General features: G+C 65.2%; 19 protein-coding genes. 8 read left to right on the top strand and 11 right to left on the bottom strand.

Going from position 1 to position 18,170, the window contains the following annotated elements:
* Nucleotides 1-921: a LysR family transcriptional regulator gene (locus LOKO_RS17665; RefSeq protein WP_066452002.1), complete on the top strand. Its 921-nt coding sequence runs from the start codon at nt 1-3 to the stop codon at nt 919-921.
* Nucleotides 922-933: 12 nt separating this feature from the next.
* Here LOKO_RS17665 and LOKO_RS17660 read toward each other — a convergent pair whose 3' ends face one another.
* Nucleotides 934-1,623, bottom strand: coding sequence for a TVP38/TMEM64 family protein (locus tag LOKO_RS17660; RefSeq protein WP_066452001.1), 690 nt, complete (start codon nt 1,621-1,623; stop codon nt 934-936).
* 240 nt (nt 1,624-1,863) lie between these two features.
* Here LOKO_RS17660 and LOKO_RS17655 point away from each other — a divergent pair, with 240 nt between their 5' ends.
* On the top strand, nt 1,864-2,751 hold the full coding sequence (locus tag LOKO_RS17655; protein ID WP_066452000.1) for an NAD(P)-dependent oxidoreductase: 888 nt from the start codon (nt 1,864-1,866) through the stop codon (nt 2,749-2,751).
* On the opposite strand, the gene LOKO_RS17650 is transcribed toward LOKO_RS17655, so the two are convergent.
* Together LOKO_RS17650 and LOKO_RS17645 are read right to left on the bottom strand one after the other, a co-directional pair.
* On the bottom strand, nt 2,740-3,591 hold the full coding sequence (locus tag LOKO_RS17650; protein ID WP_066451999.1) for a M90 family metallopeptidase: 852 nt from the start codon (nt 3,589-3,591) through the stop codon (nt 2,740-2,742). The genes LOKO_RS17655 and LOKO_RS17650 overlap by 12 nt on opposite strands.
* 4 nt (nt 3,592-3,595) lie before the next feature.
* Nucleotides 3,596-5,179: a bifunctional GNAT family N-acetyltransferase/carbon-nitrogen hydrolase family protein gene (locus LOKO_RS17645; protein WP_066451998.1), complete on the bottom strand. Its 1,584-nt coding sequence runs from the start codon at nt 5,177-5,179 to the stop codon at nt 3,596-3,598.
* A gap of 219 nt (nt 5,180-5,398) precedes the next feature.
* Between LOKO_RS17645 and LOKO_RS17640 the strand changes: the two genes are divergently transcribed.
* The 5 genes from LOKO_RS17640 to LOKO_RS17620 all read left to right on the top strand — a co-directional run bounded on the left by LOKO_RS17640 (nt 5,399) and on the right by LOKO_RS17620 (nt 10,615).
* Complete coding sequence (locus LOKO_RS17640; protein WP_083517660.1) at nt 5,399-6,583, top strand: ABC transporter ATP-binding protein; 1,185 nt, start codon at nt 5,399-5,401, stop codon at nt 6,581-6,583.
* Nucleotides 6,580-7,872, top strand: coding sequence for an ABC transporter substrate-binding protein (locus LOKO_RS17635; protein WP_066451997.1), 1,293 nt, complete (start codon nt 6,580-6,582; stop codon nt 7,870-7,872). Before LOKO_RS17640 ends, LOKO_RS17635 begins: the two co-directional genes overlap by 4 nt.
* A 170-nt stretch (nt 7,873-8,042) precedes the next feature.
* Nucleotides 8,043-8,930 carry a carbohydrate ABC transporter permease gene (locus LOKO_RS17630; protein WP_066451996.1) on the top strand — a complete coding sequence of 296 codons (888 nt, stop codon included), beginning with the start codon at nt 8,043-8,045 and terminating at the stop codon, nt 8,928-8,930.
* 16 nt (nt 8,931-8,946) lie between these two features.
* A complete protein-coding gene (locus tag LOKO_RS17625) occupies nt 8,947-9,795 on the top strand; it encodes a carbohydrate ABC transporter permease (protein ID WP_066451995.1) in 849 nt (282 codons plus the stop codon).
* Between the two features lie 52 nt (nt 9,796-9,847).
* Nucleotides 9,848-10,615: a glutaredoxin family protein gene (locus LOKO_RS17620; protein WP_066451994.1), complete on the top strand. Its 768-nt coding sequence runs from the start codon at nt 9,848-9,850 to the stop codon at nt 10,613-10,615.
* Here LOKO_RS17620 and LOKO_RS17615 read toward each other — a convergent pair.
* Together LOKO_RS17615 and LOKO_RS17610 are read right to left on the bottom strand one after the other, a co-directional pair.
* Nucleotides 10,612-11,184 (bottom strand): gamma-glutamylcyclotransferase, encoded by a 573-nt coding sequence (locus LOKO_RS17615; RefSeq protein ID WP_066451993.1) that lies wholly within the window; start codon nt 11,182-11,184, stop codon nt 10,612-10,614. The two genes, LOKO_RS17620 and LOKO_RS17615, sit on opposite strands and share 4 nt — an antisense overlap.
* Nucleotides 11,181-12,080 (bottom strand): DMT family transporter, encoded by a 900-nt coding sequence (locus LOKO_RS17610; protein ID WP_066451992.1) that lies wholly within the window; start codon nt 12,078-12,080, stop codon nt 11,181-11,183. Before LOKO_RS17610 ends, LOKO_RS17615 begins: the two co-directional genes overlap by 4 nt.
* 219 nt (nt 12,081-12,299) lie before the next feature.
* Between LOKO_RS17610 and LOKO_RS17605 the strand changes: the two genes are divergently transcribed.
* Nucleotides 12,300-12,695: a hypothetical protein gene (locus LOKO_RS17605; RefSeq protein ID WP_144439697.1), complete on the top strand. Its 396-nt coding sequence runs from the start codon at nt 12,300-12,302 to the stop codon at nt 12,693-12,695.
* A 25-nt stretch (nt 12,696-12,720) separates the two neighbouring features.
* Here LOKO_RS17605 and LOKO_RS17600 read toward each other — a convergent pair whose 3' ends face one another.
* The 6 genes from LOKO_RS17600 to glcD all read right to left on the bottom strand — a co-directional run bounded on the left by LOKO_RS17600 (nt 12,721) and on the right by glcD (nt 18,017).
* Nucleotides 12,721-12,987, bottom strand: a complete 267-nt coding sequence (locus tag LOKO_RS17600) for a DksA/TraR family C4-type zinc finger protein (RefSeq protein ID WP_066451990.1) — start codon at nt 12,985-12,987, stop codon at nt 12,721-12,723.
* A gap of 90 nt (nt 12,988-13,077) precedes the next feature.
* Nucleotides 13,078-13,329, bottom strand: a complete 252-nt coding sequence (locus LOKO_RS17595) for a hypothetical protein (RefSeq protein ID WP_066451989.1) — start codon at nt 13,327-13,329, stop codon at nt 13,078-13,080.
* A 225-nt stretch (nt 13,330-13,554) separates the two neighbouring features.
* Nucleotides 13,555-13,956, bottom strand: a complete 402-nt coding sequence (locus LOKO_RS17590; protein WP_066451988.1) for a heme-binding protein — start codon at nt 13,954-13,956, stop codon at nt 13,555-13,557.
* A 166-nt stretch (nt 13,957-14,122) separates the two neighbouring features.
* The gene (gene glcF / locus LOKO_RS17585) at nt 14,123-15,376 is read right to left on the bottom strand and encodes a glycolate oxidase subunit GlcF (protein ID WP_066451987.1); all 1,254 of its coding nucleotides are present in this window, start codon (nt 15,374-15,376) and stop codon (nt 14,123-14,125) included.
* Between the two features lie 20 nt (nt 15,377-15,396).
* The gene (gene glcE / locus LOKO_RS17580) at nt 15,397-16,518 is read right to left on the bottom strand and encodes a glycolate oxidase subunit GlcE (protein ID WP_066451986.1); all 1,122 of its coding nucleotides are present in this window, start codon (nt 16,516-16,518) and stop codon (nt 15,397-15,399) included.
* Between the two features lie 11 nt (nt 16,519-16,529).
* Nucleotides 16,530-18,017 (bottom strand): glycolate oxidase subunit GlcD, encoded by a 1,488-nt coding sequence (gene glcD, locus LOKO_RS17575; protein ID WP_066451985.1) that lies wholly within the window; start codon nt 18,015-18,017, stop codon nt 16,530-16,532.
* Nucleotides 18,018-18,170: the final 153 nt, after the last annotated feature.

The following is an 18,170-nucleotide window of genomic DNA, read 5'->3' as shown; positions in this document are numbered from 1 at the left end:
ATGGCGCAGCTCGACGATCTCGCCTTCTTCCGGCAGCTGGCTCGCGCCGGTAGCCTTACCGCCACGGCCAGGGAGCTGGGGCTGTCGTTGTCGGCGGTCAGCAAGCGCCTCAAGGTGCTGGAGGCGCGTCTCGGCGTGGAGCTGGCCAGCCGCACCACGCGTCGCCTCTCGCTCACGGCGGAAGGCGAGCGCTACCTGGCGCGGGGGTCGGCAATCCTGGAGGAGCTTGCCGAGCTGGAAGAGGCCCTGGGTGAGCAACAGGCGGCGCTGTCCGGGCCGCTGCGGGTCAACGCCACCTTCGGCTTCGGCCGCCACCACGTGGCACCGCTGCTCTCGGCCTTCTGCACCCGGCACCCCGGCGTCGAGGGTGTGCTCGAGCTGAGCAATTATCCGCTGAGCCTCGGCGACCAGGGGTTCGATATCGGCATACGCGTGGGCGAGCCACCCGATTCGCGCCTGGTAGCCCGGCGTATCCTCGCCAACCGCCGGGTGCTGTGCGCCGCACCCGCCTATGTGTCGCGCATGGCGCCGCTCGCTTCGTTGAACGACCTGACGGCTCACCCCTGCCTGGTCCTGCGCGAAAACGAGAGCGACTACGCGGTGTGGCGGTTCTGCCACCGCGGTGGCGATGTCGAGCAGGCGGTCAAGGTGGCGGGGCCGCTGGCCAGCAATGATGGCGAGGTGATCGTGGGGCTGGCGCTGGATGGCCATGGGATCGCACTGCGCTCCTGGTGGGACGTGCACGAGCACCTGGCAAGGGGTGCCCTGATCGAGCTGCTCCACGAGTGGCAAGGGGTGCGGGCCGATTTTCATGCCGTCTATCAGCAACGGCGGCATGTTCCCGCTCGCATTCGCGCCTTCGTCGACTTCCTCGAACGGGAGATGCCGGGGAGGGTGCCGGCCATGGCAGGCGAAACCTGATGGCCGGTGGGTTCAGCCTCGGTGTCGGCGCCGTTGGCGGGCATCGGCATAGCGCTTGAGACCGTACAGCAAGGCCAGGCCCGCGATGACGCCAGCGCCCGCCCAGGCTAGCTCCTGACGATCCTCGGCGGAGAGCAGTGTGCCGAGCTGGCTGCTGAGCAGGATGATGCCGGCCAGTCCTGGCGTGGCACCGATCAGAGTACCCAGCAGGTAGTCGCGAAAACGGATGTGAAAGGCGCCGGCGAGCAGGTTGGTCAGCGTGTACGGTGCCAGGGGCAAGAGGTTGAGCAGGGTTATGGTGCGCACGCCACGCCCGGCCAGGTAGCGCGAAAGCCCTAGCAGCCGCTTTCCGCCGTAGCGCAGCAGGGCGTCGCGCCCCAGCCAGCGCCCCAGCCAGAACGTGGCAATCGCACCCAGAAGCGTACCGATGAACGAATAGACGAACCCCCACACCGGGCCAAAGATCAGTCCGGCCAGTATCACCAGCACGCTGAGCGGGAAAAGCACCAGTGAGGCGATCAAGAAGACCGCGACCACCACGACGCCGGCCCAGGGCTGGTCGCGCCAGGCCAGCGAACCCTGCAGCAGGGCGAACAGGGTGTTGGCATCGAACAGGTCGCGTGCAGCCAGCCATTGTCCCAGGAAACCGAGTAGAGCGAGCACCATCAGGCTGGCGAGGGCGAGAAGGACCTTGCGGGGCATGTGGGCGACCTGCGCAGGGGGGGATTTCAGCATAGGAGGGAGGCGCGCTATGGCCAAATGGTTTGGCTGGCGTCGCCTCAGGTATTATCACCGGAGAAGGGATTCGAAGGCCTGAAGAGCTACACCCGGCTCAAGACCGTGGCCATTTAGCACGGTTGAATCAGGCACGGTTGAATCAAGCCCGGCTGAGCGAGCCGCCGGTCCGCGATGCACGGTGGGATGAACCAGAGGAGCAATGGGATGAGTCAGCTATTTCGAGTCGGCCTGGTGGGCGTGGGCCTGATGGGTCACGGTATCGCCATGAACATCCTGAAAGGAGGGCATACGCTCTGCTTTCTCGACCACCCCGGCAACCAGCCCGTGGACGACCTGCGCGCCGCCGGGGCGACCGCGAAGGCAAGCGGCCGCGAGGTGGCCGAGGCCGCCGATGTGGTCATTCTCTGCGTGACCGGCTCGCCCCAGGTGGAGGCGGTGCTGTTCGAGCCCGGCGGGGTGCTGGAAGGGCTGCGGGCGGGCTGCGTGGTTGTCGACTGCTCCACGGCGCTGCCCAGCTCCACCGAGCGAGTGGCCGCCCGGGTGGAGGCGGCCGGCGGGCGCTTCATGGATGCCGCTATGACCCGCACCCCCAAGGAGGCGGAGGAGGGCCGGTTGAACCTTATCGTCGGTGCACCGGAGGCGCTGTTCGCCGAGGTGCAACCGCTGCTCGAGTGCTTTGCCGAGAACATCGCCCATGCCGGCCAGGTTGGCGCCGGCCATACCCTCAAGCTGCTGCACAATTTCGTCTCGCTGGGCTTCACCGCGGTGCTGGCCGAGGCCGCCGCGGCGTCACGGCGGGCCGGTATCGACGACGCTGCCTTCCTCGACGTGCTGGGCAAGGGCGGCGGTGGCGGGGTGATCCTGGAGCGCCTGCGGCCCTACATCGCCGATGGCGACGCCTCCGGTTTTCGCTTCAGCGTGGCCAACGGCCTCAAGGATATCGGCTACTACCGCACCATGACCGAAGACCTCGACGCCCAGCGCGGCGTGGCCGATGCGGTGCTGGCGCTCTACCAGTCGATGAGCGATGCCGGTCATGCCGACCGCCCCGTGCCGGAGCTGGTTGGCCTGCTGGGTCCGTCACAGGGCTGAACGATCCTGGTCTCCCCGAGGCTCCCGGGGGGCCGCGGTGTGATCCTCTGGCAGCCGTGCCAGCGGCTGCTGGCGGAAGTAGCGTGTCAGCAGCTCATACAGTGCCGGATAGGCCTCGTGGAGGATGTCCGGCGCGGTAAAGAAGTACTCGCAGCACACCGCGAAGCACTCCCCTGGATGGCTGGCGGCGTAGTCGTCGATGGGTGTGTCCTCGCCACGCTCGAGGCGTGCCTGGAGGTCGTCCCATACGCCGATGAAGACCCGGTGCCACTCCTTGGGATCGATGTCCCGGGGTAGCGGCGGGAAGCCGTCGACGTCCAGCGAGTTGCCCAGGTCGAGCTTGTGGGCGAGCTCATGGATCACCACGTTGAAGCCGTCGAGGCCGCCGCTCTCCATCAGGTCGGGAAAGGCCAGCACCACCGGCCCCTGGGACGAGGTCTCGCCGGCCCGCTCATCCACGTACTCGTGCATCACGCCGAACTCGTCCAGCTCCTCCACATGGCGGCGGAACGCGTCGGGCAGGATCAACAGTTCGTGGACCCCACTGAAGGCGTCGACATGGTCGTCGAAGGGCCAGCCCAGGGTCAGCAGGCAGGCCTGGGCGGAGAGCGCCAGCTGTGCCGGCAGGTCGAAGGGTGTCCGACCGGCCAGCTCGGGGTGCAGGCTCAGCCGCTTGAGGTGCAGGAAGTGCCAGGCGCGCCGGCCCAGGCGGTCGGCCTCCTCATCGCCCAGCGCCGCCAGCAGCGGCAGGCGTGCACGGGCCTCGGCCCAGGCCGCCTCGGGGAAGGGATGACGCGAGGCGAAGCGCTCGGCCCGCCAGCGGCGAAGGCGACCGAACATGGCCTCAGTTCTCCTCGGGATTGCCCGGCGTCAGGCTGCCGGACTTCCAGGACCAGTCGCGCCAGCGCAGGTCGAACAGGTCCTTGCGCCGGTCCTTGAGGTTGGTTACCGAGCCTTCGGCCCGCACCACGGTGAGCCGGGTCAGGTCCAGGTCCGAGAAGATCACCATCTCGGTATTCGGCGTGGTCTCCGAGAGCACTGCGTCGTGGGGGAAGGCGAAGTCCGAGGGTGTGAATACCGAGGACTGGGCGTACTGGATGTCGAGGTTGCGGATCGACGGCACGTTGCCGACGCTGCCGCACAGCACCACGTAGCATTCGTTCTCGATGGCCCGCGCCTGGGCGCAGTGGCGCACCCGCAGGTAGCCGTTCTTGGTGTCGGTCCAGAAGGGCACGAAGAGGATGTCCATGTCCTGGTCGGCGAGCAGGCGGCCGAGCTCGGGAAATTCCACGTCGTAGCAGATCAGGATGCCCACGCGGCCGGCATCGGTCTCGAACACGCGCAGCTCGTCGCCGCCCTCGATCACCCACTCCCGGCGCTCCTGGGGGGTGATGTGCAGCTTGGCCTGCTTTTCGATGGTGCCGTCGCGATGACACAGGTAGGCGATGTTGTAGAGCCGATCGTCCTCACCCTCTTCAATCATCGAACCCGCGACGATATTGATGTTGTAGGAGACCGCCATGCGCGACAGCTCGGTCTTGAACTGCTCGGTGAAGCCGGCCAGGAAGCGGATGGCCGCCAGCTGGTCCTGCTGGGTGGCACGGTCCTGCAGCCCCATCAGCGGCGCATTGAACAGCTCCGGAAAGACGGCGAAGTCGCTCTGGTAGCTGGAGAGGGCGTCGACGAAGTACTCGACCTGCTGCAGTACCGCCTCCACCGAGGCGCATTCGCGCATCTGCCACTGCACGGCGCCGACACGTACCTGGGTGGGACGGTTTTCCAGCACCCGCTCGGCGGGCTCAAAGAGGATGTTGTTCCACTCCAGCAGGGTGGCGTAGCCCTGGGACTTCTCGTCTTCCGGCAGGTACTTGCGCAACAGGCGCTTGACCTGGAAGTCGTTGGCCAACTGGAAGGAGAGGATCGGATCATGAATCTCCTTGCGTGCAACCAGCTCGATGTACTCGGTGGGCGAGAGTTCCCCGGCGTGCTCGTGGTAATTGGGAATACGTCCGCCGGCGAGTATCGCGCGCAGGTTGAGCGAACGACACAGCTCCTTGCGTGCCTCGTAGAGGCGGCGCCCCAGCCGGTAGCCGCGATAGTCGGGATGGATCAGCACATCCAGCCCGTACATGGCATCGCCTTGCGGATCGTTGAGGATGATCTCGCGGTTGCCCACCAGGTCGTCGTACTTGTGGGGGTTGGAGAACTCGTCGTAGTCGACCCGCACGGTCAGCGCCACGCCTATCAGCCTCTCGTCGTCCTCAATGGCGATCTGGCCATCGGGAAACTCCTGGATCAGCCGGTCGATGGAGTGCTGTGGCCAGGCACCACCAATATCGTCGTAGACGGCGTCCATCAGAATCTTGAGCTGAGGGTAGTCGTCCTGCGTCAGGTTGCGCAGGTTCAGATGCAGGTCGTCGAGGGACATGGTGCGTCGATTCCTGTCAGGGTGAAAGACGAAGTCTAGCATGGTCACGGGGTCGGCCGCGGTGGGCGACTGCAGCGGCCTTGAAGGCAAGCTGCGCTAGCGTCATGCGACTGTCATATCAGCGAGTCAAGATGCACCGCAAAGAGGCCGAAGTGCGGCTACGCTGATTCAGACGAGAAAACTTTCTCAACCTGTCGTGACGAGAATGATGAGCGCGCCATGAACAACGACAACAAGCGCATCCGGCTCGATGCCGTGAGCAAGACCTGGGGTGGCCAGGCCGCCGTGGACCGGATCTCCTTCGATGTCGCACCCGGTGAATTCGTGATCCTGCTGGGCCCCTCGGGCTGCGGCAAGTCGACGACACTGCGTATGATCGCCGGCCTCGAGCAGGCCAGCGATGGACGCATCCGCATCGGCGAGCGCGACGTGACCCATCTGCCACCCGGCGACCGCGGCCTGAGCATGGTGTTCCAGTCCTATGCGCTGTTTCCCCACCTGAGCGTGGCCGACAACATCGTCTTCGGCCTGCGCAGCCGCAAGGTGCCCAAGTCCGAGCGCCAGGAGCGCCTTGCCCGGGTGGCAAACCTGGTCGATCTCACCGCATACCTCGACCGCAAGCCGGCCCAGCTCTCGGGCGGGCAACGCCAGCGTGTGGCGCTGGCCCGGTCGATCATCTCCGAGCATCCCATCTGCCTGATGGACGAGCCGCTCTCCAACCTCGATGCCCGGCTGCGTGGCGAGATGCGGCGCGAGATCAAGGCCCTGCAGCAGCGGCTAGGCATGACCGTTATCTACGTCACCCACGACCAGGTGGAAGCCATGAGCATGGGCGACCGGGTCATCCTGATGGAGGCGGGGCGCATCGTGCAGGACGCGACCCCCGACGAGCTCTACAACTGGCCGGCCACGGCCTTCGCGGCAAGCTTCATCGGTAGCCCGGCCATGAACCTGGTGACACTCGCCGCGGCGGCCGATGGGGCCGTCATCGAGGGCGAGCCGCGCTGCAGCGTAGCGTCCCACGATGCCAAGGGGCACCTGCTGGGGGTCCGCCCCGAAGACATCGCCGTACTGCCCGCCGATGCCAGCGGCGTGCCGGCCGAGGTGGTCGATGCCGAATACCTGGGGGCCGACAGCATCGTGCGACTCAAGGTGGGTAGCCAGGAGCTGCGTGCGCGCCTGGATGGCGTGCCCGGCGTGGCCAAGGGGGCGGCCTGCCGCCTGCAGTGGGCACCCTGGGCGACCCACTTCTTCGATTCTGGAGACGGGCAACGCCTGGCGCTCCAGGGGTATGACCTGTCTGCGGCCCCCGGTCGCCTGAGGCAGACTCAAGCAGCGCAGAGAAGCGGGGTACAGACCCCGCGCGGTTCTTCCGGAAAATACTCACCAGGAGTCAACCCATGAACACACGCCTTGCTCCCACCCTCTGCGGCCTGGCCGCTGCTGGCTTGCTGAGCGCCGGTCAGGCCGTGGCCGACGATCCGGTCGAGCTGACCATGTACTATCCCATCGCCGTCGGTGGTGCGCTGACCGATGTCATCGACGGCCTGGTCGCCGACTTCCAGGCCGATCATCCCAACATCTCGGTGAATGCCATCTATGCCGGCAACTATGACGACACCCGGGTCCGGGCGATGTCGGCCATCGAGGCGGGGGATGCACCGCAGCTCTCGGTGCTCTTCTCCATCGATCTCTTCGACCTGATCGAGCAGGATGCCATCGTCGCCTTCGACGATCTCATCGAGACCGACGAAGAGCGAGAATGGCTCGATAGCTTCTACCCCGGCCTGATGGAAAACGGCCAGCTCGACGGGCAGACCTACGGCATTCCGTTCCAGCGCTCCACCATCGTACTCTACTGGAACAAGGAGGCCTTCGAAGCCGCCGGGCTCGACCCCGAGACACCGCCGGAAAACTGGGAGGAGATGGCCGAAATGGCCGCGGCCGTGCGCGAGGCCAGCGGTGGCGACCAGTGGGGCGTCATGGTGCCCTCCACCGGCTACCCCTACTGGATGTTCCAGGCCTTCGCCTTCCAGAACGGGCATCGACTGATGAGCGAGGATGGCACCGAGGTCTTTTTCGACGACCCTGCCTCCATCGAGGCGCTGGAGTACTGGGTGTCTCTGACCCAGGAGCACGAGGCGATGCCCGACGGCACCATCGAGTGGGGCACCCTGCGCCAGAACTTCATCGAACAGGCCACGGCCATGATGTGGCACACCACCGGCAACCTCACCGCCGTGCGCAACGAGGCTTCGTTCGACTTCGGCGTGGCCATGCTGCCCATGAACACCCAGCGCGGCAGCCCCACCGGCGGTGGCAATTTCTATATCTTCAACGACACCACCGAAGACGAGCAGCGCGCCGCCATGACCTTCATCCGCTGGATGACCGATCCCGAGCGCGCGGCGGCCTGGTCCATCGAGACCGGCTACATGGGCGTGAGCCCGGCTGCCTACGAGACCGAGGCCCTGCGCGACTACGTCGAGACCTTCCCACCGGCGGCGGTGGCCCGCGACCAGCTCGAGCACGGTACCGCGGAGCTCTCCACCTACCAGGGCGGGCGCGTGCGCCGGGCGCTGGACAATGCGATACAGGCGGCGCTGACCGGCCAGATGTCGCCGGAGGAGGCGCTCAACCAGGCTCAGGCAGAGGCCGAAGCGGCGTTGCGTCGCTACGCGCGTTCACGTTGAGGCTTCGAGACGACGTAACGTCGAGTCTTTGAACCGATGCAAGCAGGCGCCGGGGGCAAGGTCGTAGAGGAGGTCATTTGCCATGGATGGCAAATGTAGCGTCCAGGGAAGGATTCACAGCGCCTCCTCGTGTGCCTTGCCCCCGGACAGCCCCGATACGGGTAAGGGACATGCTGATCCACAACGCCGACCGACGCATGCAGATCTACGGCGCGCTGCTGCTGCTTCCGGCGGCGGTGCTGCTGGGTACCTTCGCCTATCTGCCAACGGTGTCCACCCTCGTCAACAGCCTGTTCCTGCCCGGCTTTCGCGGCTCACCGCCGGAGTTCGTCGGGCTCGAGAACTACGCGCTGCTGATCGAGGACCGCACCTTCTGGCGGGTGGCGCGCAACAACCTGGTCTATGCGCTGGGCACCATTCCCACGTCCATCGCTCTGGCGCTGGGCATGGCGCTATTCGTCAATGCCCGCCTGCCGGGGCGCGGCTTCGTGCGCATGGCCTACTTCACCCCGACCATCCTGCCGATGATCGCCGCCGCCAATATCTGGATGTTCTTCTACGCGCCGCAGATCGGCCTGTTCAACAAGATACTCGGGACGCTGGGCCTGTCCGGGGTCAACTGGCTGGGCGACCCCAGCGTGGCGCTTGGCTCTGTCATCGTCATGACCATCTGGAAGGAAGCCGGCTTCTTCATGATCTTCTACCTGGCGGCACTGCAGAGCATCCCGCCGGAGCTCAAGGAAGCCTCGGACCTGGAGGGCACCGGCCGCTGGAGCTTCTTCTGGCGGGTCACCTTCCCGCTGCTGATGCCCACGACCCTGTTCGTGCTGATCAACGCGTTGATCAATGCCGTGCGGGTGGTGGACCACCTGTTCATCCTGACCAAGGGTGGGCCCAACAACGCCACCAACCTGCTGCTCTACTACGTCTACGAGAATGCCTTCTCCTTCTTCGACCGCACCTATGCCGCCACCATCACCGTGGTGATCCTGCTTGTGCTGGCGGTGGTGGCCACGGTGAAGTTCACCATCCTCGACCGCAGGACCCACTACCAGTGAGCACGGGGGACGATTCATGAGTCAGACGAGCCTGATGAGCGCAGCAAACAGACGGTTCGCCCTGCGGTTACCCAGCCTGGAAACGACCGCCGCCTGGCTGCTGGCGCTGATATGGATTTTCCCACTGCTCTACGCCTTCTGGGCGGCTTTCCACCCGGCGGCCTACATGGTGCGTTTCGATCTCTTTGCCCCGGTGACCCTGGAGAACTTCGCCAACGCCTGGGCCCAGGCCCCGTTTGCCCGCTACTACCTGAACACCTTTCTGCTGGTCACCGGGGTGGTACTGGCACAGTTCGTGGTCTGTACCCTGGCCGGCTTCGCCTTTGCGCGCTTCCCGATCCCCGGCAAGGAGATCCTGTTCATGCTGGTGCTGATCCAGCTCTTCGTATTCCCCGAGGTCCTGATCGTCGAGAACTACCGCATCGCCAGTTCGCTCGGGCTGGTCGACACCATCACCGGCATCGGGCTGCCGTATGTCGCCAGCGCCTTCGGTATTTTCCTGCTGCGACAGACCTTCAAGACCATACCCCGCGAGCTGGAGGACGCCGCCCGGATCGAGGGGTGCGGCTGGATGGCGATCCTGCTCAAGGTCTACGTGCCCCTGGCCAAGCCCACCTATCTCGCCTACGGCCTGGTTTCGGTCAGCCACCACTGGAACAACTTCCTGTGGCCGCTGGTGGTCACCAACTCGGTGGAGAGCCGCCCGCTGACCGTGGGGCTCGGCATCTTCTCGGCGCCGGAAACCGGTGTGAACTGGGCCACCGTCAGCGCCGCCACCCTGCTCAGTATCGCCCCGCTGCTGGTGGCCTTCCTGCTGTTCCAGCGCCAGTTCGTGCAGTCGTTCCTGCGGGCGGGAATTCGCTGAGCGCCTCAAGCGACTACACTCGGCGTGAGTCCATCAGCGTTGGAGGAGCGTCATGAGTCATGGAAGCGCGGACGAGAGCGAAAAGACCGCTCAGCTCTACCGCATGGTCATGGAGGAGCACCTGTGCCCCTTCGGACTGAAGAGCAAGGACCTGCTGGAGCGCAAGGGTTTCAATGTCGAGGATCACCACCTGACCACGCGGGAGGAGACAGAAGCTTTCAAGGAAAAGCATGGGGTGGATACGACGCCCCAGGCCTTCATCGATGGCCGGCGCATCGGTGGCTATGAAGAGCTGCGCGAGTACTTCGGCCTGGATTCACCGGGCGAGGACGAGACCACCTACCAACCGGTGATCGCCCTGTTTGCCACGGCCCTGCTGATGGGGTTTGCCGTCAGCTGGACGGCGACCGGCACCCTGCTGAGCGCGAGGATGCCGGAATATTTCGTGGCCATCGCCATGGCCCTGCTGGGGCTGCAGAAGCTCAAGGATGTTGAGAGCTTCAGCACGATGTTTCTCAACTACGACCTGCTGGCCCAGCGTCAGGTGCGCTATGGCTATGTCTATCCCTATGCCGAGACGCTGGCGGGCATCCTGATGCTGGCGGGCGCCTTGGTCTGGCTGGCCGCACCCGTGGCACTCTTCATCGGCGCGGTGGGCGCCGTCTCGGTGTTCAAGGCGGTCTATGTCGACAAGCGTGAGCTCAAGTGCGCCTGTGTCGGCGGTGACAGCAATGTGCCGCTGGGCTTCGTATCGCTGACCGAGAACCTGATCATGGTCGGCATGGGCATCTGGATGCCGTTACGGATGTATCTTCTTTAGCGATTGCCTTCAAGCTCGCGGACCTGCCGGGCAAGCGCGAACACATGCTTATCCTCGGCACCAAGGTCTTCCAGCGCGGTGGTGAGGTTTAGCAGGTAATCGCGGTTGGAACCGCTGGGGCCGCTGGCGGTGGCGATCTGCCGGGCCATGTCCTCCAACGGAGCGTCGCCGAGGAAGGCGGCGTTCTCTTTCGTGGCCAGATATATCAGCCCCTCGGCGTGCTCACCCTCGGCGAAGTGCAACATCACCCGCTCACGGAGATAGCCGTTCTTTTCGCGAATATCCAATGGTCCCAGCGTATCGGCGTCGATACGGTAAGCCATGCCCTGGCAGGTCGTGCCGGGCGACTCGACCAGCGTGACCACGCGGCCAGGTGATTTCGGTGTGCCGCGATGATCGTGGGAGCCCTGCCAGAACCGACGCGCCCAGCCCTCGATACGGGCGGGGCGGCGCTCATGATAGGCAAACTCGGCCTTCCAGATCAGCGAGCCGTAGCCGAACAGCCATAATGACTGGCCTTCTTCGAAAAACACTCTCTGCTGATTGAGCCACGTGGTGTCCAAGGTCATAAGCTGCGACTGGCTCTGCGCATAAGAGGCTGGGTCAACGTCTGCGCCATGATGACACCCGCCAGCACCAGCACTCCTCCAACCAGGTGGAACAGGGCGATCCGCTCGTTCAGGAAGGCCATGGCGATCAGGGCGCTGAACAGTGGCATCAGGTTGATGAAAATGCTCGCCTGGCTGGCGCCGATCTGGCGGATGGCGCGCATCCACAGGAAGGTGGTGACGATCGAGGCGGGAATGCCGGCGTAGAGAATCAGCCAGACGTTTTGACTGTCCACCGGCGTCATCGGACCCAGCAGGTAGCCGGGCAGCAGGAACAGGACGGCGAAGCAGACCTGCACGTAGAGCACGACCCAGGGCGGCAGGTCCAGCGGCCAGCGCTTGAGCATGACACCGTAGAGCGCGTAGCAGGTGGCGGCGACCACCATCAGCAGGTCACCCAGGGCGACTTCCAGCTGCAGCAGCGAGAGTGGGTTGCCGCGCCCCAGCAGTACGGTAACCCCGAACAGCGCCACGATACCGCCCATGGTGCCACCGAGGCTCGGCGCCTCTCGCAGGATCAGCGCGCTGAGCAGTACGGTGAGCAGCGGCACCATGGCGGCAAGGATGCCCATGTTGGTGGCCGAAGTGGTCTCGGCGGCTACATAGGCCAGGCCCTGCCACAGCGCCATGCCGATCAGGCCCAGCACCGCAAGCTTTGGCCAGTGGCGGCGGATGGCATCGCGATGCTGCCAGGCTGACGGCAGCACGAAGGGCGTGAGCACGGCCAGTGCCAGCACCCAGCGCAGGAAGGCGATACTGCTGGGGGCGATGGTGCCCACGGTGAGCTGGTTGATGGTCATGTTGCCCGACCAGATCAGCACCGCACCCAGTGGTGCGAGGAAATAGAGCAGCGGCATGGCGACCTCATGAGCACGAAGAAGCCCCGCTGGCATCGGGGCTCGCAAAGGCACCATGATATCGGGCCGGTGCAGTGCTGCAAACGATAAGGAGACTAACGGAAGTCGCGAGGAGCAGTTTTTGACCGGGAGGCCCGCCAGTTCGCGATTCGCGCCTATGCTGATAGCCGACCGCACGCTGCTGTGAGCAGAAGCGAACATGAACGCCGAGGTGACGTCATGGATGTACGACATTATGGATGGATGTTGCTGTGTGCCACTCTCGCGCTGACCGGCTGCGATGACGATGCTCCGGGCAACGAGCCGGCGCTTCAGGATGCCGTTGCGTATGTGGGGCACTGGGCCGCCGAGCCGGACTGGTGTGCGCGAGACGGGGAGGAGCGGATGATCACTATTTCCCCATCGCGCTTCGAGGGGCACGAGAACGTCTGTGAGATGACAGCGACGCAAGAGTCCGAGAATGTATGGCAGGGCCAACTTGACTGTTCGGGCGAAGGAATGGAGAGCAGCGAGCGGATTCGACTGCAGCTCGAGAATCACGAGTCGATGACGCTGACCTGGCTCGACCGCGACGATGCCGAGGTGTCGCTCATGCGCTGCCCCCTGGATCCATGACCCAGGCGTCGGAGATGGGGGTCGTTCAGCGCAGCTGGCTGTCCTTGCTGCCGCGGCGGTTGTAACCGCTGTAGGGCGTCTGCTGCTTTTCCCGCTCGCTCTGGCAAGCGAAACACAGGCGTACGCCTCTGATCGCCTCGCGGCGAGCCTGGGGTATCTCGTCGCCGCACTCCTCGCAGTGTTTCAGGCTCTCGCCGGTTGGAAGCTGGCTGCGTACCCGCTGCAGCGCGTCCTCCACCGTGCTCTCGATCTGCTCCTGCTCGGCGCCATCTCTTGACCAGCCACCAGCCACACCCTTCCTCCCTGACTCTTTACGAGTCATTTCAATCCTGAGAAGCGCTTTGAAAAGCGACAAGGGCGCTGGCCCTCGTCGCCTGTCCGGTCAAACGCCGAGGATTTCCTTGGCCTGGTTCAATAAATCTTCGGAGCGAGCATGGTCGCCGGCATTGTGGGCTTCCTCGCCCTCCTGGCGCAGCTCGTTGACCTGCTCGAGTTCGGCCTCGCTTAGCTGGGCGACCTTGGCCTCGTCCTGCAGCGCCTCGTCGATCTCGCCCATCAGCATGGGGCAGCTGGCGGCCCAGGCGGGAAAGGCGAAGGCGAGTAATACCAGTGCGGCAAACAGTGTCTTTATCATTGTCGATATCTCCTTTGAACGCAGCCGGTCGGCTGGTCCGAATGGATAGGCAGTGCCCAGACCGGAGCTGTCTTTCTGAGCCAGCCTTACCCGACGTGATGCGGTGTCGGCGGGCCATCGGTCCGGCCGCTGTCAGTATAGATAACCCGGGCGAACTGCACAGGACAGAAACGCCCTGCTGTCATGCAACAGCAGGGCGCTTGCGAGGTTGGCCTGGCCTGGAGATCAGCCGATAGCGGCAATGGCTGCCTTGGCCACCTGTACGTCCTGATCGGGCTTGACGCCTGAAACCCCGACGCTGCCTGCGACCTGGCCGTCAACGATCACCGGCACACCACCGGAGAGCAGTGCCTGTAGCGGTGCGGAAACGAAGGCGGTGCGACCGTTGTTGATCATCTCCTCGAAGACCTGGGTCTCCTTGCGGCCCATGGCGGCGCTGCGCGCCTTTTCGGTGGCCACATCGGCAGTGAAGGGGGCGGTGCCGTCGAGGCGGCGCAGGCCGAGCAGGTGGCCGCCGTCGTCGGCCACCGCGATGGTGACCAGCCAGTCGTTGGCCTCGGCCTCCCGCTGGGCGGCGTCGAGGATGGCGTTGACGTCGGTGAGGGTGAGTGCGGGCTTGGTCTTCATGGTGATCTCCTTGATTTGGGCTAATGTTGCCGGTGATGAGCTTTCCCGGCGACAAGCCTTCGCGAGGGCGCTGTAAACCCGTCCATGGGCGCTACTTTTGCCATCCATGGCAAAAGACCCTCGCTTCGACTTGTCCCCGGCGCTCATCCAATGCGGTGTTGCAAACTTATCGAGCACTTCCCATAGCGGGTTGTAATGTCTCGTCGACGATTTCTATCCAGTGCCTGACGGGCGTTCGCCCCGCGCCGTTCAGGTGGGTCTGGCAGCCGATATTGGCGGTCACGATGAGCTCCGGGTTGCCGGCTTCCAGGGCATTGAGCTTGTTGTGGCGCAACTGGGTGGCAAGCTCCGGCTGGGTGATGGAGTAGGTGCCCGCCGAGCCGCAGCAGAGGTGGGCATCCTGTACCGGCGTCAGCGAAAAGCCGAGCTTGACCAGCACGCCTTCGACGGCGCCGCCGAGCTTCTGGGCATGCTGCAGGGTGCAGGGGCAGTGGAATGCGAGCTTGCGGCTCTCCTTCACCTTCAGCGCTTCCAGTTCCTCGTCGCGCAGCACTTCGACGAGATCCCGGGCCAGCTCACTGACCCGCCGGGCTTTCTCGGCGTACTCGGGGTCGCCCTCCAGCATCTCGCCGTACTCCTTGACGAAGGCGCCACAGCCGCTGGCGGTCTGCACGATGGCTTCGGCACCGGCCTCTACGTGTGGCCACCAGGCGTCGATATTGGCGCGGATGCGGGCTCGGCCGTCGTCCTGGGCGTTGAGGTGGAAATCCACCGCGCCACAGCAGCCTGCCTCGGGAGCCGGGAGTAGGCCAATGCCCAGGCGGTCCAGCACCCTTGCCGTGGCGGCATTGGTGTTGGGCGAGAGCCCCGGCTGTACGCAGCCTTCGAGAATCAGCATCTGGCGTTCGTGTCTTTTGCCTTCGGGCCGTGCCCCGGCATCCACCGGCTTGGCCGGCAGCTTGTCCTTGAGCTTGCCGGGCACCAGCGGCTTGAAGGTCTGACCCAGTTTGAGCAGCGCCTGGAAGCGCTTGGGATCGGTCAGGGCCTTGCGCAGCCCATAGCGGAAGGCGCGGTCGCTAGCCTTGCGCGGCCCCCGCCGTTCGATTTCGGCGCGGCCGATGTCGAGCAGCTTGTGATACTCGACGCCGGAGGGGCAGGTGGTCTCGCAGTTGCGACAGGTCAGGCAGCGGTCCAGGTGCAGCCGGGTCTGCTCGGTGACGTTCACGTCGTCGTCGGGGTTCTCCAGCATCTCCTTCATCAGGTAGATGCGTCCCCGGGGACCGTCGCGCTCGTCGCCCAACAGTTGATAGGTAGGGCAGGTGGCGTTGCAGAAGCCGCAGTGAACGCAGCTGCGCAGCACGCGGTCAGCCTCGCGGATGTGCGGCTTCTTGAGGTCTTCCTCGGTAAAGTGCGTCTGCATGTAGGTTTCCTCGATACGTCTCAGAACGCCGCGTAGAGCCGGCCCGGGTTGAAGATGCCCTTGGGGTCGAGCTCGGCCTTGAGATTGCGGTGATACTTCAGCAGCACCGATGGCAGCGGGGTAAAGGGCTCGTCGCTTCCCGGCCCTTCACAGGCGCCCAGGTAGGTGGCATGACCATCGACGCGCCGGCAGGCGCTGCGCAGGGTTTCGGCATCGATGGCACTCCTGACCCAGCACTGGGCGCCGGCCCAATCGTGGATCATCGAGTCTTCCGCTGCGTCGGCGAGTCCCAGCGAGGCCGTGCGATGGGGCAGTGACAGACGCCACAGGGGCGGGTCGCTGGCCCTGGCGGAGACGCTACCCGGGCCGAAGAAGTCCAGCTTCAGATCCCGTAACGCGGGCCAGAAGTTCTCATCCAGCTCATCGCCGCCGAGACGCTCGCGGGTGGCGGCCACGGAGCTCGGCCCGCCTTCCAGGCGGATATGCAGGGCGCCCTCGAGCCAGGCTGCCGCACTGATGGGTAGCGGCTCACGGCCCCAGTCGGCCAGCCTGTTGCGCGCCTCCTCGAGCGAGACTTCAAGGTGCAGGCTGCGGCTGGCGCCGGGCCGGGGCAACACCTTGAAGGTGACTTCGGTGAGCAGCCCGAGGGTGCCCTGGGCGCCGACCATCAGCCTCGAGAGGTCGTAGCCGGCGACGTTCTTCATCACCTGGCCGCCGAAGCGCTGCTCGATCCCCTCGTGGCCGATCACCCGGACTCCGAGTACGAAATCGCGCACGCTGCCGGCCCAAGGGCGGCGGGGGCCGGAGAGACCAGTGGCAACCATGCCGCCCACGGTGCTCGCTTCACCAAAGCGTGGCGGCTCGAAGGGCAGCATCTGCCCCTGTTCGGCGAGGGCGTCCTCGAGCTCGGCGACAGGGGTGCCGCTGCGTACCGAGACCACCAGCTCCACCGGGTCGTAGAAGGTGATGCCCCGGTGTTCGGCGGTGGATAGCACTTCGCCCTCTGTGGGGCGGCCGTAGAAGCCGCGGGTATCGCCGCCGACGATGCGCAGCGGCGTGCCGTTGGCACTCGCCTGGCGGATGCGCTCTGCCAATGACTCGCTGGCGTCATGGTCATGGGGTGTCTCTGTTGTCTTGTCCATGGTCACTCCAGTCAGCCTTGCTTGGCGGGGTCGGCTGCCGCGCTCTTGATGGTCCGGAATTCCGAGCAGCGGGCCGGTGTAGGAATGTTCTTGCCCGGGTTGAGCAGGCCCGTCGGATCGAAGGCGGCCTTGGCGGCGCGGAAGGTGGCCAGCTCGTCGGGGCGGAACTGGGCGCACATCTGGTTGATCTTCTCGCGGCCAACGCCATGCTCGCCGGTGATGGTGCCGCCCACCTCGACGCACAGTTCCAGGATCTTGCCGCCCAGCGCCTCGGCCTCGTCCAGCTCGCCCGGGGTGTTGGCATCGAACAGGATCAGCGGGTGCATGTTGCCGTCGCCGGCATGGAAGACGTTGGCTACGCGCAGGCCGTACTGTTCGGACAGGTCTGAGATGCCCTTCAGCACCCGCGCCAGTTCACGGCGGGGTATGGTGCCGTCCATGCAGTAGTAGTCCGGCGACATGCGGCCCACCGCCGGGAAGGCGTTCTTGCGACCGGCCCAGAACAGCGCGCGCTCGGCATCGTCGCGGGCCTGCTGGATACCGGTGGCGCCGGCCGCCTCGAGTACACGGCGAACGGTCTCGCAGTCGTCGTCGACATCGGCTTCGACGCCATCCAGCTCGCAGAGCAGGATCGCTTCGGCCTCCACCGGATAGCCGGCGCCGATGAAGTCCTCGGCGGCGCGAATCGCCAGGTTGTCCATCATCTCCAGGCCGCCGGGAATGATACCCGCGGCGATGATCGAGCCCACGGCGTTGCCGGCCTTCTCGATGTCGTCGAAGCTGGCCATCAGCACCTTGGCGGTCTCGGGCTTGGGCAGCAGTTTGACGGTGATCTCGGTGACCACGCCGAGCATGCCCTCGGAGCCATTGAACAGCGCCAGCAGGTCGAAGCCGGGGGCGTCAAGGGCATCGCTGCCCAGGGTCATGTGCTCGCCCTCGATGGTCAGCACCTTGACCTTGATCACGTTGTGCACGGTCAGGCCGTACTTGAGGCAGTGCACGCCGCCGGCGTTCTCGGCCACGTTGCCGCCGATGGAGCAGGCGATCTGGGAAGAGGGGTCCGGGGCGTAGTAGAGGCCATAGGGTGAGGCCGCCTCGGAGATGGCCAGGTTGCGTACCCCGGGCTCGACCCGGGCAATTCGCGCCTCGGGGTCGATCTCCAGGATGCGGCTGAAACGTGACAGCACCAGCAGCACACCGTGCTCCAGCGGCATGGCACCGCCCGAGAGGCCGGTGCCGGCACCGCGGGTCACCACCGGCACACCGAGGCGGTGGCAGGTCTTGAGCAGCTGTTCGACCTGCGCCAGGGTCTCTGGCAGCGCCACCAGCATGGGCAGGGTGCGATAGACCGAGAGGCCGTCGCACTCGAAGGGGTGCAGGTCTTCTTCACGATGCAGCAGCGTCAGGCCGGGTACGTCCTGGGCGAGACTGTCGCGGATGGCGGTCTTGTCCAGCTGCGGCGCCGCGCCATCGAGTCGTTCATCGTAGAGGATATTCATGGAGACGCCTCATTGAGAGTCATGGCGGCAGGAGTTGTGATCGTGCGAAAGCTCCAATCTGCGCGCTAACCGACTCGCTGTCCAGCTTCCGGTCTGCTGGTATGACCAGTTGTTTTCGACTATATTGGAAAATATTTCCACCATATACCATTA

The organism is Halomonas chromatireducens (assembly GCF_001545155.1).
In the GTDB taxonomy this organism is placed as follows: Bacteria; Pseudomonadota; Gammaproteobacteria; order Pseudomonadales; family Halomonadaceae; genus Halomonas; species Halomonas chromatireducens.
Note: the sequence above shows the minus strand (reverse complement) of the source record. Positions and strands in the feature narration are given on the sequence as shown.